Source organism: Flavobacterium sp. GW821-FHT12A05 (assembly GCF_058807735.1).
This window is the reverse complement of record NZ_JBXAQY010000007.1, coordinates 131,840-145,805: the sequence shown is the minus strand read 5'-3', so window position 1 is coordinate 145,805 and position 13,966 is coordinate 131,840. Positions and strand designations below refer to the sequence as shown.

The window sequence follows — 13,966 nt, the reverse complement described above, 5'->3', positions numbered from 1 at the left end:
AAGGGTGACAGCCTAATCCCAAAGATAACGTTCGTCATACTCGACATTATATTTGTTTAGAAAGGCTAAAAGTTCTTTTTTAAAAGTCTTTTTTCTATGATGTTCCTCTTGGTTTTTAATGTACTTTATAACTATATCTAATTGAGATGGATTAACAGAAAAAATGCCATAACCGTCCTGCCAGTAAAAGTTCGCATAGCGAGAATCTACTGTTTTTACCCATTTTGATGATTGCTTTTTTACTTCTTCAACCAATTTCATTTGCGTAATTTTTTTTGACAGAAGACATAAAATGTGAACATGATCGTCATGGCCGCCTACTTGAATGGGGTTGCATTCTAACCCTTTGCAAATTCCTCCAAGGTAAGCCCATAATTTTTCTTTAATATTGTTGTCAATAAATGGATAACGTTTTTTTGTGCTAAACACTAGATGCACATATACTTTGTATAATGATTGAGGCATATTTTTCTCTTTTGTAGTTGTATTTGGTGAATTTTTAGGCGAAGAGTTGCAGCAGATAATAATAATTTGAAATGCAAATATTGAACACATAGATATAGAATTTGAACCCCCAAAGTTTTATTTATGGCACAATAAGGTATAATATAAATAAAAAAAAGCCATTTCTATTTTTTTAGAAATGGCTTTTTTAATATTTTTTTTAAAAACTTAATCCCATCGGCTTAAAGTTCCTTCGGCTCTTTTAAATAATTCCTGAAGTACATTTTTAAGAGTTCTTTCAGGAAGACCAGATTCTAAAAATCCCAGTAATTGATCTGTGGCTGCTTTAATATCATCCTGATGACAGTAAACGTTTGTGAAGTTTCCGTTTTGATCAAAAATAACATATTCGTTGCTTTCCTCAACATCTTCTTCTGATGTCATCCAGCCGATGCATTGAAAGTTTGCGTTTATTTTTTCGGTTTCTTCCTGAGTAAGCAGTTTGTATTTCATAAGTTCTGGTCTGTCATTTCCCCAATACGCAATAATCATATCAATAATTCCTGTAGAATTATGAGTAAAATCGGCTCTTTGTTTCATATATCGGGTTAGATTTTGAGCAGAAGAAATACAGAAAACATCATCAGATTCTATGCCGCCAATAATTTTATAAAAGCGTATTAGTTCTTCTGGTAAAGGCAGAGAAAAATAAGAAGCCAATTCTTGGATTTCTTCATCTGAAGCCAGAGAAGATTCTTTTATTTCATCATATTCAAGTTCACATTCGGCGATGCGGGTTTTTATTTGTTCCATGGTTATGTTAGAATTAGTATTGTTATAAACGATTATTAATGACGATTATCGCATTGCAGAAAAATCTCCTCATTAGATTTATCAATAATTGAAATATTCGGGCAGCCGAAAGACATGTATTCGAAACCAAATATTACTTGAGGTTTATTTTTAAAAAGTTTTCCTGTCCATTGGTTAATCGCATCATCGCCTTCATCATAATTTAATGGAGCAGGAGAGGTGCCTTCGCTTTGGCAGTAAAGCTTTTCGATTACAACCTCTTTCGTTTTAGAATCGACAACCAAAAGACGTCTACCATAAATTGTTTTATTGCTTTCAAGGTAGTCTTGTAAAAAATACTGATAGCTGTCTGTTTTGTATAAATACGTATTACCAGTAATTTTGCCTTTTAGCAAAGTACGATCTTGATTTTTCATTGCTTTTGAAGGATATTCTTTTACGGCAACTTTTTTCCAGTTAATAGCTTTTAAAGGTTCTTTAGAAAACGGATTTTCTTTGCCCACATATACTAAAGCATCTCTATAATATTCGCTGAATCCGCTTAAATATTTTTTGCTGATTTCAAACCCAATCATAAAATCATAATTATGATAAGGCCAATCTTCTTCAGAAGAATAACCATTTAAGAACGCAGCGGTTTTTAGGTTTTTTACAGCAAAAGAAACGTGTTTGTTTTTAGCATAATCGATTATAAAAACAGAATCGGTTTCGGATATGTTGGTTTTAGACAAAAATCTTTTTCTGTAGTTTTTATCAAAGGTGAAATACACAGCATTGTATTTTCCTATTTTTTCGATGTTTGGTAAGGCAAGCGTATCTTTTTCGTCGTTTACAGGATAAATATCCGATAGAGAAACAAAAGCAACATCGCTGCTGTCTTTTGGAGTAATGGTAAATAAATTGATGCTTTCTTTTCTTAGGCCTTCTTGGGTTTCTTGTACCGTGTCGGTTTCAGTCACCTCTTTTTCGGCTGCGTTTGATTGAGAAGCTTTTAGATTTTCTTTTTTATTGCAGGATAAAATTAATAGCAGAAAGGCAGATAGAAAAATTTGTTTCATTTTTAAATTTGTTTTTTAAGATGATATTTGAGTGGTATTTGTACGATTTACTGCTTTCTATGGTATTTTAATTATTCCTGAAATATAATGAATAGAAAATATAACAGGAATAGATAAAACTAAAATAGGGAAAATAGAAAGCGAGAAGGTATAATGAAGTTCTTCGCTAAAAGTATAAGTGCTCCATGACGATTCGCGATCCACAAAAATGCTGTAATTAAAGAAAAACCAAACTAAGATTAGGATGATAAATTCAATTATAGCTTTTGCATATATGTTTTTAATGAAAGAAAGCAGCAACGAAACAATTGCAAAGAAAATGCTTGTAAAAGAAGAAATAAAAATAATATCTTGAGAAAAAGTACAATCAAGACAGCCACTGGACATTTTCTCAGAAAAAGTTCCCATAGACCAATAGATTTCTATAAAAGTTGCGGCTAAAACTAGGATCGCAATTGCGATGAATTTCTTTAAAATGTAAATTCCTTTTTGTGGCATTATCTTAAACTTGATCAATTTTTTTAACGTTGCTGTACAAAAATAGAAAATCTGTAAATAAAGAAATATCTTTCAAAGAGATATTTGCATCAAGATAAGCCTTCGTTTAAAATGTAATGCTTAACCTTTTGATAATATGATGAATACTTTTAATTTTTACTTTTATTTAAAATTAAAACTATGGATATTAATTGGACTGTAATAGGAATTGTAGCCGTACTGGTTATTCTTTTGGTTGTACTAACGGTTAGAAAAAATCAAAAAGAAAAAAAGAAACTAACAAATTTGCTCAACAACGATTTTAAAAAATCCGAAAAAGACGATGTTGATGCAGACGATGCTGCAAATGAGAAGTAAGATTGTTTACAGCTGGTAAATAAAAAAATCCGCATTAAGGTTAATTAATACGGATTTAGAATGTGTAAGTAACTGATTATTGCTTTGGTAATTATAAATCAGCAGTAAATAATACATGTCTTTTTTCTGTGGCCGCTTTTTTCCAAAATTGCAATGAATTTTGAAACCAAGTCCACATATATTCAAAATTTTCTTTTGTTAAGTTAAAACCGTAATCTTCGCTTTCAATTTTAGAATAGGCGCTTTGCAATTGTTCTTTTGTAATTGAGTCAACGGCATCGGCAATTTGAGAGACTTGATCAGGTGTTTTTAAAGACATAATATAATCGTCTTCATGATAAATTTGTTCCCCGCCCATAATAACATGATTTAAAGGGAAAGTTCCGTTTGTGCAGTCAAATTTTCCTTCGGTTAAACTTTTGTGAAGGGCATTCCATGATTTATCAAATGCTGCAAACCTTTCGGGATTATTACAGATCAATTTTTCTTCGATATCTTCTTGTAAATAATTTAGTCTAATTTCATCAGATCTAAAAGCTTTAAGTATAGAAACTGTTTTTTCGTCAAGAGAATAAAGTGAACCAAGACAACTCATAATTATAAGTTTAGTTAAACATACGCTAAGAGAATTAGCTTATTATTTTTTGCAAAGTTGAGAAGATAATTCTTGTTGTATTGGCCGTATAAGATTTGCTAGTAGTGTTTTAAGACATTTTTTGAAGAGGAAAAAGAGATTGATTTTTCAGGAAAAGAAAAACCCTTGTAAAACTACATTTACAAGGGTTTTTTATTTTGTGGAGAATATCGTCCCGATACATCGGGAGAACCGGTCACCTTTCCGATACATCGGGACACTCTAGCCCTTAGTTTCAATCAAAGCTTCAATATATTTTCGACTTTTCATTTTCTTTACTTGTAATTCCCTTTTGCAGGCTTCACTTCGGGAAGGAAAAGTTTCGGAATGTTTTAATTCCCAATCTTTTACCACTTTTGTAAATTTACTTCTCCCGTTCAAATGATCTTCAAGGCGCTGCTCAATATTTTGGCAAGAACCAATGTAATATTTGTTGAGTATTTTTGAATATAGAATGTAAGTGTAAAACATATCTTTTATAAATGAAAATACCCAAACATAAAAAGATATGTTTGGGTATTTTTTGTATAATGTTAGTGGAGAATACCGGATTCGAACCGGTCACCTCTTGCCTGCCAGGCAAGCGCTCTAGCCAAATGAGCTAATCCCCCGTGTTTGCTTTGTGGAGAATACCGGATTCTAACTGTCACCCTCCCGATTTTCATCGGGATACTCTAGCCAAATGAGCTAATCCCCCAAAGTGATAGCAAATAAAGTCAATTAATTTTCAAAAAACAAATTTCAAGACGTAACAGGCAAAATATTTTTCAAAACCGTAACTTTACATTTAAATCTATTTTTATGAGTTTAGAAAATACAAAGGGGACTTTAGAGACTTCTTTTCAAAATACAATTGCAACCGTGCAGTTTGGACATCCGGCGAGTAATTCTTTTCCACGCCAATTATTAGACCAGCTTACAGCTGAAATCAATGAATTAAGCCAAAATGAAAATGTTTCGGTCATTATATTAAAAAGCGAAGGCAGAAAGGCTTTTTGTTCCGGCGCTTCGTTTGATGAACTTTTGCAGGTTGAAAATGAAGAACAAGGAACCGAGTTTTTCTCCGGCTTTGCTCATTTGTTAAATGCCATGCGCAATTGCAATAAATTGATTATTGGCCGTGTTCAGGGAAAAGCCGTGGGCGGTGGAGTAGGAATCATTGCGGCCTGCGATTATGTTTTTGCAACTCTGTTAAGTGATGTGAAATTATCTGAACTCGCCATTGGGATTGGACCTTTTGTAATCGAACCGGCGGTTTCGCGCAAAATTGGCAAAACGGCAATGACGCAGATGACTTTGGCTGCGCACGAATGGAAATCGGCAGATTGGGCTTTTCAAAAAGGACTTTATTCGGTTTTAAGCGATGCGGATAATTTGGATAAAGATGTTGAAAGTTTTGCGCAAAAATTAAGTTCCTACAATCCCGAAGCTTTAAAAGAAATGAAAAAGATTATTTGGGAAGGAACAGAACATTGGGAATCTATTCTTTTAGAACGTGCCTCAATTACGGGTAAATTGGTTTTATCTGATTTTAGCCGAAATGCTTTACTTCAGTTTAAAAAATAATTTTTTGCCACAGATTTCACAGATTAACGGATTTAAATAATCTTTTTAATCTGTGAAATCTGTGGCAGAATATAGAATAACAATTAGAAGAATAATAAAATGAAAATGATTTCATTATTTCAGAATGTCGATGTTGCAGAGAAAATTAAGAACGCTCCAGACAGTAGTTATCAAATAGGAGTTGTCATTGGATCTTTCATTCCGTTTATAGTTTTAATAGGAATTGCGTACTGGATGTATAACAGAGCCAAAAAAAGAGACAAAAACGGTTATTAATTTGTAAATTTGCAACCTTAAATTAAAAATCGATGAGTAATATCAGAATTACAAAACAATTTAGTTTCGAAACCGGACATGCATTGTACGGTTACGACGGAAAATGCAAAAACGTTCACGGGCACAGTTATAAATTATCGGTAACGGTTATTGGTTCGCCAATTACGGATCGATCGAATGTGAAATTCGGAATGGTAATTGACTTTTCTGACCTAAAAAAAATTGTAAAAGAAGAAATCGTCGATCAGTTCGACCATGCGACTGTTTTTAACCAAACTACGCCACATGTTGAATTGGCAAATGAATTAAAAAACCGTGGGCATCACGTAATTCTGGTAGATTATCAGCCAACAAGCGAAAACATGGTGGTTGATTTTGCTGAAAGAATTATTGCGAGACTTCCGGCCGGAATTTCTCTTTTCTCATTGAAACTTCAGGAAACAGAATCGTCGTTTGCAGAATGGTATGCAAGTGATAATTTGTAAAACTCCAATAATTTAAATTCCAAATTCCAAAATTTTCGACTTCGCTCAGAAAGACAAAAGTCTAAAATCTAAGAAGTCTAGTAATCTAAAAATCGAAATGAAAAAAGTATATTTTGCTTCAGATCAGCATTTTGGTGCGCCGACTCCGGAATTGAGTCTGCCTCGCGAAAAGAAATTTGTTGCCTGGTTAGATGAGGTTAAAGAAGATGCAGAAGCTATTTTTTTGCTTGGAGATTTGTTTGATTTTTGGTTTGAATATAAAACCGTTGTTCCAAAAGGTTTCGTTCGTATTTTAGGCAAACTGGCCGAAATTCGCGACAGCGGTATTCCAATTTATTTTTTTGTTGGAAATCATGATCTTTGGATGAATGATTATTTTGAAACCGAATTGAATATTCCGGTTTATCACGATAACAAAGAATTTACTTTTAACGGAAAAACCTTTTTAATTGGCCACGGCGACGGAAAAGGCCCTGGCGATAAAGGATATAAAAGAATGAAAAAGGTATTTACAAATCCGTTTTCAAAATGGCTTTTCCGGTGGCTTCATCCAGATGTTGGGGTAAGTTTAGCGCAATATTTATCGGTTAAAAACAAATTGATTTCAGGCGACGAAGATGTTAAGTTTTTAGGCGAAGAAAACGAATGGCTTGTTTTGTATGCCAAACGTAAACTCGAGACCAAACATTATAATTACTTTGTATTTGGTCATCGTCATTTACCTATGATTATTCCGGTAGGAGAGGACTCTAAATATGCCAATTTGGGTGATTGGATTGGATATTTTACTTACGGGGTTTTTGATGGTGAAACTTTTGAACTTAAGAAATTCGAAAAATAATTATTTTTTGTCTTGCGGATAAATCCCAATTCTGTGAGTTCTTAAAATATAATTTGAAAGTTGTTTGCTGTTAGATAACTGGAATTTAATTGCTCCCGATAATTTTTTCGGCATGTGACATTCTACACAATTATCTGCCATTAATTTTTCCGGCATTATTTTTAAGGTTTTCTTATTGTGTTTTAAACCTTGATGACAGCTCATACAGATTTTAGAATAGGAAGCCATATTTTTAGACGCATTTTCATGCGGATTATGACACGTAATACAATCCATTTTATTGCTGTTTACAAAGCATTTACTTTGCGCCATTAAGCGAAATTGATTTCCGTGTACATCAAATTGGGTTGTATCATTTATGCTTCGTGTATCTCGATAAAATTCAGATAAACTATTTCCGGGTTTAAAATCAAAACGGGATTTGATTTTCATTCCGTCATTTCCTGCGTGGCAAAGCGCACAGGCATCCAGTTTTTGCTGTCTGTTTAATGTTTTAAAGCTCGTAATGCTGTTTGCTACTTTTATATTTGGATTTTTTAAATGAAAGTCAGCATGTTTTTTTGCAGGTCCGTGGCAGCGTTCGCAGTCAATACCGTAAACAATGGTTTTTTTGTCGATAATATCTTCAACATCCATTGACATAAAGTTTCTCTCCTGAGAACTTTGATTCACGCTTCTGCTGCTTGCGTTTGAGGCGTGGCAGGAATAACAATCCTTAACCACCATTCTATTAAAATAAGGTTTATCTGCAGGGAATCCCGGGCTTGTAGCCCAGTTATTGATAGAGTTGTAATAAGAAACAGGTAATTCGTAAGTATTGTTGTCGCGCCAGTAAACAGAAGTCTGTGCATGTTTGGCTCCAAAAACAATTTCAAAACGATGTGCTTCAACTTCTTTACCGTTTTTATATAAAACCTGATAAAGACTATCATTGCGTTTTTCCATGACCAGTTTAGTGTCTTTGTCATAGATAAAAGTGTGATTGCCTTTGTCAAAATCACCTAAAACATTTCCTGAAATTGCTGGGGCAGTAGCTTTAAAATGAGAACTTTGCAAAGCCATATTGTATTGAACCTGATGGCATTGAATGCAGCTTTCAGAACCAGCGTAATCGGTACCACGCGGATCAATATATTCATCAGATTTGTTGCTGCAGTTTGTTAAGAAAACCGATAAAACAACAAGGATAATAAGAATGCCTGTTTTTTTCATTGTTGTAAATATACTTTTTTTTGAATACAATCAAAATATATTTCAATAATGAAAAAATGATGTTAATTTATTTAGAATAGTTCTTAGTTTAAGCCTACTCCATAAATATATTCGTCAAGTTCAATTTTAAACAAAGAGCCTTCAACCAAATCTTTAATCGATTTTAATTCGGTCATAGAAACGGCAAGATCTATTGAATTACAAGGAGTTTTCAATAAAAATTTATGGCAGGAATATTTCATTTCGCAGGCTTCGCAGCATGTGTTTTCGATTATGCTGTCTTCTATTAAATTACAAAACTGATTCAGCTCTGAAACGCTGAAGTAAAAGCCTGTTTCCTTAAAAACCAATTGTACTTTATCAAGAATGGTTTGGTTATTTCTTTTCCAGTAAAAGGCAATTCCAAAATTATTATGGTATATCTGTTCTATTTCTCTCATCGTAAATCCTTTTATTCTAACAAATATAAATATTATTTATATTAATTCTAAATAAAAAAATCATAAAAATTTGAAAAAAAACTTTTCTTAACTGATAGGTTATAGTACAGTTTAAGTTGGGATTCGTCTTGTGGGATACGCAGAAATACTTTAGTTCATGCCAGGACCGTAAATATATTCATTAAGTTTAAGTCGAAATAATGAACCTTCAACTAAGTCTTTTATAGAATTTAATTCAATTGGTGATATTTCTAAATCTATTGCGACATAAGGTGTTTTCAATAAAAATTTATCAAAGGCACGTTTTAAACCGCGCGTATCATAATCATTATGGTCTATTACGCAGTCTTCAATTAAATCGTGAAATTCATTTAATTCCTGAATTGAAAAATAAAACCCCATTTGTTTAAAAAGCAGCTGTATTTTATCTGATATAATTTCGTTGCCCTCTTTCCAATAAAATGAAATTCCAAAATTGTTGCGGTATATCTGCTCAATGTCCTTCATGGCATTTTTTTTACGCCGCAAAGATACAACCTGTTTGTATTAATACATGATTAAGAAAAGCATAAAAAAAAGCTAAAAAACATTATTAATAATTGATTTTGAGTTGGTTAGTTTTGTTTTTGAAATTTGCTTTTTGATGTGCAGGTATTCTTTAATAAAAACTATTTCAACCAATATTGTAGACTGGAAAGAAATTCTTTTTGTTGATCTACGAATAAATAATGCGAGCAGTTGTCCAGAAAAGCGAAATGATTTTCGCCAGCCAGATTTTTAATAGAAGTAATTTGTGCTGATGAAAAAATGCCGTCTTCTTTTCCGTAAATCGCAAAAATGGGAACTCCTGCAGCTTTAATTTTCTTTAAGAAAGGTCTACTGTCGATGTTGTTTTGTTTTTCATTTTGATAGAATAACAAAGGAGCATTTTTGTTTCGGATATTGGTTTTATAAAATTCGCCAGATTCATAATCAGCATATAGTTTTTTAGATGCAGGAGTTGGATTTGGCATTTTAAAAAAGCCATTTTCACCTGCCAGTTCAAAACATTTTTTTCGATATTCAGCAGAGTTTTTATTGAGATTTTCTACTATGTCAATTTTTTTTAACTGCTCAGAATCGCTGCTGTATTTTTTCTTCAGCGTGTTTAAAATATGATCGTAAGTTTCCTGCTGTGAAAATAAAGCACCAGCCAAAACCAAAGCGCTGACTTTTTTCGGATACTTATTCGTGTACAATGTCGCAACTAAACCGCCAAAACTATGACCGAGTAAAACTGCTTTTGTCAGATGATATGTTGCATAAATAGAATTTAAATCCTGAAAAGCTTCTTCATACGTAAACTTTGCGTTGGGATCAGTCGATCTTCCTTCGCCTCTACGATCGTAAGCAATAACATAAAAACCCTGATCGGCTAAATTTTGTGCTGTTGTTCCTTCAAATAAAGTAGCGTTGCCGCTTGGCCCGCCATGAATAAAAATAATGGACTTATTCTTTTCGTTTCCGTAAGTTTTAATGTAAAGTTTCTGTCCGTTTGCAAAAAGAGAGAAAGCGAAGATTAAAGTAACAAAAAGTGATTTCATTTATTCTAATTTATTTTTTTAAGGGTATGCTAAGGATTGTGTCGTTAGTTATATAACCGTCTTTTTCTCCATCATACTCTTTTAATCGAAGATGTATTTGTAAAATCGTATTTTGGATTTTAACCTCATTTTGTTTGATATACAGATCTTTTTCAAATTGAAATTCAGTTAACTTCTTTTCAAATAAATAGTACTTTTTTTCAATTACTTCATATTTGCAGCACATCCCCATAAAACCTTCAAATTTGGTTTTTATTTGAATCTGCTCGTTTTCAAATCTTACATCATTTGGATTAAAAAAGAAAATAAAGAATGATGATAAAATAGCTCCAAAAAGACCATCTGTCAGCCAGCTGAAGAAAATAACAACAGGCGAAAATATATAGATCGAAAAGTATAAAGCTGTCTTTTTAAAAGGCTTTATATAATAGAAAAATAAAACTCCTCCTGAAATATAAAATAGAATTTTAATAACAAAGCATAAAGCCGAAGCCAAACCGATTTCAAAAACAGCATTAATCAGGAAATTGATTAAAAGAATAGTTAATGATATTAAATGGACCTTTAGGAAGATCGTTTTAAATTTCATCATCTATTCCAATTTCTGATGATCTTCCATATCTCTGTGCAGATCTAAATTTCGAAATGTAGGTGATTTTAATGCTGTAACGACAACAGTTAAAAGCGTAACGCTTCCGCCAAATACAACTGATGTTACAGCTCCCATTAATTTAGCTGTTGCACCACTTTCAAATGCACCTAATTCATTAGAAGATCCAACAAAAATTGAATTTACGGCACCAACACGTCCGCGCATGTGATCAGGAGTTTTAAGCTGTAAAATAGTTTGTCGGATTACTACCGAAATTCCGTCGGCAAGTCCGCTTAAAAATAAAGCGAAAACAGAAAGCCAGAAATAAGTAGAAAGTCCAAATAGAATGATAGACAATCCAAAAACAAATATGGCGATTAAAAGTTTCTTTCCTGCATTTTTATATAATGGCACATAAGCTGAAACAATCATGGTAATAAAAGCGCCCACAGCAGGAGCAGCTCTTAAAATTCCGAAGCCTTCAGAACCTACTTTCAAGATGTCTTGAGCAAAAACAGGCAATAAAGCAACGGCTCCTCCAAAAAGTACCGCAATCATATCAAGTGATAATGCGCCCAAAACAACCTGATTTTTAAATACAAAAGTCAAACCTTCTGTAAGACTGTCTTTTATTGATTCTCCAATTTTAGGATTTATGATTGGTTTTGCACTGATTTGTGATAAGGCAATTAAGGAAAGAATCGAGAATCCGAAAACGAGACACATCGACCAATGAACACCAATCCAATTAATTGAAAATCCTGCAAGCGCTGGTCCCATAACCGCTCCAATCTGCCAAACCGAACTGCTCCAGGTTGCCGCATTTGGGTATACTTTTTTGGGAATTATTAAGGATAGAAGCGAGAAGATAGTTGGTCCCATAAAAGCACGAACCAATCCGCCAAAAAAGACTAAAGCGTAAATTGAATACAGAATTACATTTGATGACCAGCCGCCAACAACTTTTGGCCAAGTCAATAAAAATAGTCCGAAACTAATTATCGAGAATCCTAAAATACATTTTACCAATAATCCTTTCTTTTCTTTCTGGTCTACAATATGTCCGGCAAATAAGGCCATTCCAACAGCAGGAATAACTTCCATTAAACCAATTATTCCTAACGAAAGTGGATTTTTAGTTAAGCTGTAAACTTCCCATTCAATTACAATAAACTGCATGGACCAGGCAAAAACCATGGCAAAACGCAATAATAAAAAAACGTTGAATTCTCTATAACGAAGTGCCTGATAAGGATCGGGTTTGGTTGATTTAGTTGTCATTTGTTCTAATGTCTTTCAGCATAAGCTGTGTTGAAATAGTTCCATTCCATTCGTTTTCGGCAATTGAATAGGCGAGTTGAAACAGATTTTGATTTTGAGCTATATTGAGTTTTTTTCCGAGTCCAAAGCCAATTGCGGCAATTCCGTCAGAGTTAGATTGTTTTACAAAAAGTCTTAAATGTTCTTCTTCTGCACCCAGAGTTTTGGCGTAACCGGTATCTTTTATATCCGAAGTCATAAAAACCGGCGTCATATTCTGCGGGCCAAAAGGCTCGAATTGTTTTAAAATCCGGATGAGTTTTGGTGTGATATCCGAGAAATTAATTTCGGCATCAATTTCTATTTCCGGTGTTCGCATTTCAGGCAGAATCGTGGATGAAACCTGTTTTTCAAAAGCATCTTTAAAAGTTTGATAGTTTTCGGCTTTTAAAGTCATTCCGGCAGCATACATGTGGCCTCCAAATTGTTCCAAATGTTCTGCGCAGGCATCTAATGCATTGTAAACATCAAATCCTTTTACAGATCGGGCAGAAGCCGCGTATTTGTCACCGCTTTTCGTAAAAACCAAGGTCGGACGATAATAGGTTTCAATTAATCTTGAAGCCACAATCCCGATAACGCCTTTGTGCCAGTCTTCCTGAAAAACAACGGTAGAAAAACGTTCTTCTTCCTGATTTTCTAAAATTTGCTGAAAGGCTTCTTTAGTAATTTTTTTGTCCAGATCTTTTCGGTCTGCATTGTATTGTTCGATTTCTGAAGCGAATTGCTGTGCTTGTTCAAAATCAAATTCAGTTAACAATTCAACAGCATGATTTCCGTGCTTTATTCTTCCTGCCGCATTAATTCGGGGAGAAATAATAAAAACAACATCGGTAATATCCAGCACTTTCTTTTTTACCTGATGTACCAAAGCTTTAATTCCCGGTCTTGGATCACTATTAATTACCTGCAGTCCAAAATAAGCGAGAACACGATTTTCTCCCGTAATCGGAACAATATCTGCCGCAATTGCCGTTGCCACTAAATCTAGGTATGGAACTAAATCCTGAATGGTTTCATTTCGGTTCTGACCCAAAGCCTGAATCAATTTAAAACCAACGCCACAGCCACATAACTCATCATACGGATAAAAGCAGTCTTCTCTTTTTGGATCTAAAATGGCAACTGCATCCGGAAGAAATTCTCCGGGTCTGTGGTGATCGCAGATAATAAAGTCAATGTTTTTTGCTTTCGCGTAAGCGATATGATCAATTGATTTGATGCCACAATCGAGCGCGATAATTAATGAAAATCCGTTATCATCGGCAAAGTCAATTCCTTTAAAAGAAATTCCGTAACCTTCATCATAACGATCCGGAATATAAGTGGCAATATTTGGATAATGTGATTTTAAATAAGAGGAAACCAACGAAACGGCTGTTGTTCCGTCGACATCATAATCTCCGAAAACCAAAATATTCTCTTGATTTTCAATTGCCTGTTCTATTCGCGCAACGGCTTTATCCATATCTTTCATCAAATACGGATCGTGAAGATGTTCTAATGATGGTCGAAAGAAATTCTTAGCATCTTCAAAAGTTTCAATGCCACGCTGAATTAAAAGTGTTGCTACAAAATCTTCTACATTTAGGGATTGAGCCAAATGTTTGATTTTATCTTCAGAAGGTTTTGGTTTTAAAGTCCAGCGCATTATTGATTTTAGATTTTAGATTTTAGATTTTAGTCCCGATAGCTATCGGGACGAAAATCGTTTAATCTTGATAGGTAATTTTTTTGCTGCAGATTACATTGATTAAAAGGATTTTAATCTGTAGCAGAGATATATTCGGTTTTAGCTTTGTCAAAGTTTCAAACTTTGACAAAGCTTTGTAAAGTTCAAATTTTAG

18 protein-coding genes and 1 tRNA gene are annotated in these 13,966 nt (G+C 33.7%); 5 read left to right on the top strand and 14 right to left on the bottom strand.

Features of this window, described 5'->3' with window-relative positions; translation table 11 throughout:
• Positions 1-12: 12 nt before the first annotated feature.
• The 4 genes from tnpA to AC1RRQ_RS17125 all read right to left on the bottom strand — a co-directional run bounded on the left by tnpA (position 13) and on the right by AC1RRQ_RS17125 (position 2,813).
• Positions 13-555 (bottom strand): IS200/IS605 family transposase, encoded by a 543-nt coding sequence (gene tnpA / locus AC1RRQ_RS17140; RefSeq protein ID WP_493024246.1) that lies wholly within the window; start codon positions 553-555, stop codon positions 13-15.
• Positions 556-672: 117 nt separating this feature from the next.
• Positions 673-1,257, bottom strand: a complete 585-nt coding sequence (locus AC1RRQ_RS17135) for an SMI1/KNR4 family protein (protein WP_493024245.1) — start codon at positions 1,255-1,257, stop codon at positions 673-675.
• A 35-nt stretch (positions 1,258-1,292) separates the two neighbouring features.
• Positions 1,293-2,315, bottom strand: a complete 1,023-nt coding sequence (locus AC1RRQ_RS17130) for an oxidoreductase (RefSeq protein ID WP_493024244.1) — start codon at positions 2,313-2,315, stop codon at positions 1,293-1,295.
• Between the two features lie 57 nt (positions 2,316-2,372).
• Positions 2,373-2,813 (bottom strand): hypothetical protein, encoded by a 441-nt coding sequence (locus tag AC1RRQ_RS17125; protein ID WP_493024243.1) that lies wholly within the window; start codon positions 2,811-2,813, stop codon positions 2,373-2,375.
• A gap of 180 nt (positions 2,814-2,993) precedes the next feature.
• Here AC1RRQ_RS17125 and AC1RRQ_RS17120 point away from each other — a divergent pair, with 180 nt between their 5' ends.
• Complete coding sequence (locus AC1RRQ_RS17120) at positions 2,994-3,170, top strand: hypothetical protein (protein ID WP_493024242.1); 177 nt, start codon at positions 2,994-2,996, stop codon at positions 3,168-3,170.
• 91 nt (positions 3,171-3,261) lie between these two features.
• Here AC1RRQ_RS17120 and AC1RRQ_RS17115 read toward each other — a convergent pair whose 3' ends face one another.
• The 3 genes from AC1RRQ_RS17115 to AC1RRQ_RS17105 all read right to left on the bottom strand — a co-directional run bounded on the left by AC1RRQ_RS17115 (position 3,262) and on the right by AC1RRQ_RS17105 (position 4,415).
• Positions 3,262-3,765 (bottom strand): YfbM family protein, encoded by a 504-nt coding sequence (locus AC1RRQ_RS17115; RefSeq protein ID WP_493024241.1) that lies wholly within the window; start codon positions 3,763-3,765, stop codon positions 3,262-3,264.
• A gap of 261 nt (positions 3,766-4,026) precedes the next feature.
• Positions 4,027-4,275 carry a GIY-YIG nuclease family protein gene (locus AC1RRQ_RS17110; protein WP_493024240.1) on the bottom strand — a complete coding sequence of 83 codons (249 nt, stop codon included), beginning with the start codon at positions 4,273-4,275 and terminating at the stop codon, positions 4,027-4,029.
• A 66-nt stretch (positions 4,276-4,341) separates the two neighbouring features.
• Positions 4,342-4,415 (bottom strand) — tRNA-Ala (locus tag AC1RRQ_RS17105).
• Between the two features lie 190 nt (positions 4,416-4,605).
• Between AC1RRQ_RS17105 and AC1RRQ_RS17100 the strand changes: the two genes are divergently transcribed.
• The 4 genes from AC1RRQ_RS17100 (at position 4,606) to AC1RRQ_RS17085 (ending at position 6,972) form a co-directional block, all read left to right on the top strand.
• Positions 4,606-5,370, top strand: a complete 765-nt coding sequence (locus AC1RRQ_RS17100; RefSeq protein ID WP_493024239.1) for an enoyl-CoA hydratase/isomerase family protein — start codon at positions 4,606-4,608, stop codon at positions 5,368-5,370.
• 99 nt (positions 5,371-5,469) lie between these two features.
• The gene (locus AC1RRQ_RS17095) at positions 5,470-5,646 is read left to right on the top strand and encodes a hypothetical protein (RefSeq protein ID WP_493024238.1); all 177 of its coding nucleotides are present in this window, start codon (positions 5,470-5,472) and stop codon (positions 5,644-5,646) included.
• A gap of 32 nt (positions 5,647-5,678) precedes the next feature.
• A complete protein-coding gene (locus AC1RRQ_RS17090; protein ID WP_253789347.1) occupies positions 5,679-6,131 on the top strand; it encodes a 6-pyruvoyl trahydropterin synthase family protein in 453 nt (150 codons plus the stop codon).
• A gap of 97 nt (positions 6,132-6,228) precedes the next feature.
• Entirely contained in the window at positions 6,229-6,972 is a 744-nt protein-coding gene (locus AC1RRQ_RS17085; RefSeq protein WP_493024237.1) for a UDP-2,3-diacylglucosamine diphosphatase, read from the top strand.
• Here the strand turns inward: AC1RRQ_RS17085 and AC1RRQ_RS17080 are convergent, their stop codons facing one another.
• The 7 genes from AC1RRQ_RS17080 to recJ form a co-directional block, all read right to left on the bottom strand.
• On the bottom strand, positions 6,973-8,184 hold the full coding sequence (locus AC1RRQ_RS17080) for a cytochrome c3 family protein (RefSeq protein ID WP_493024236.1): 1,212 nt from the start codon (positions 8,182-8,184) through the stop codon (positions 6,973-6,975).
• A gap of 83 nt (positions 8,185-8,267) precedes the next feature.
• On the bottom strand, positions 8,268-8,624 hold the full coding sequence (locus AC1RRQ_RS17075; RefSeq protein ID WP_493024235.1) for a hypothetical protein: 357 nt from the start codon (positions 8,622-8,624) through the stop codon (positions 8,268-8,270).
• Positions 8,625-8,774: 150 nt separating this feature from the next.
• Positions 8,775-9,131, bottom strand: coding sequence for a hypothetical protein (locus tag AC1RRQ_RS17070; protein WP_493024234.1), 357 nt, complete (start codon positions 9,129-9,131; stop codon positions 8,775-8,777).
• A gap of 161 nt (positions 9,132-9,292) precedes the next feature.
• Positions 9,293-10,207, bottom strand: coding sequence for an alpha/beta fold hydrolase (locus AC1RRQ_RS17065; protein WP_493024233.1), 915 nt, complete (start codon positions 10,205-10,207; stop codon positions 9,293-9,295).
• Positions 10,208-10,217: 10 nt separating this feature from the next.
• The gene (locus AC1RRQ_RS17060; protein ID WP_493024232.1) at positions 10,218-10,799 is read right to left on the bottom strand and encodes a hypothetical protein; all 582 of its coding nucleotides are present in this window, start codon (positions 10,797-10,799) and stop codon (positions 10,218-10,220) included.
• Positions 10,800-12,080, bottom strand: coding sequence for an MFS transporter (locus tag AC1RRQ_RS17055; RefSeq protein WP_493024231.1), 1,281 nt, complete (start codon positions 12,078-12,080; stop codon positions 10,800-10,802).
• Positions 12,070-13,770: a single-stranded-DNA-specific exonuclease RecJ gene (gene recJ, locus AC1RRQ_RS17050; RefSeq protein WP_493024230.1), complete on the bottom strand. Its 1,701-nt coding sequence runs from the start codon at positions 13,768-13,770 to the stop codon at positions 12,070-12,072. Before recJ ends, AC1RRQ_RS17055 begins: the two co-directional genes overlap by 11 nt.
• Between the last annotated feature and the right edge of the window lie 196 nt (positions 13,771-13,966).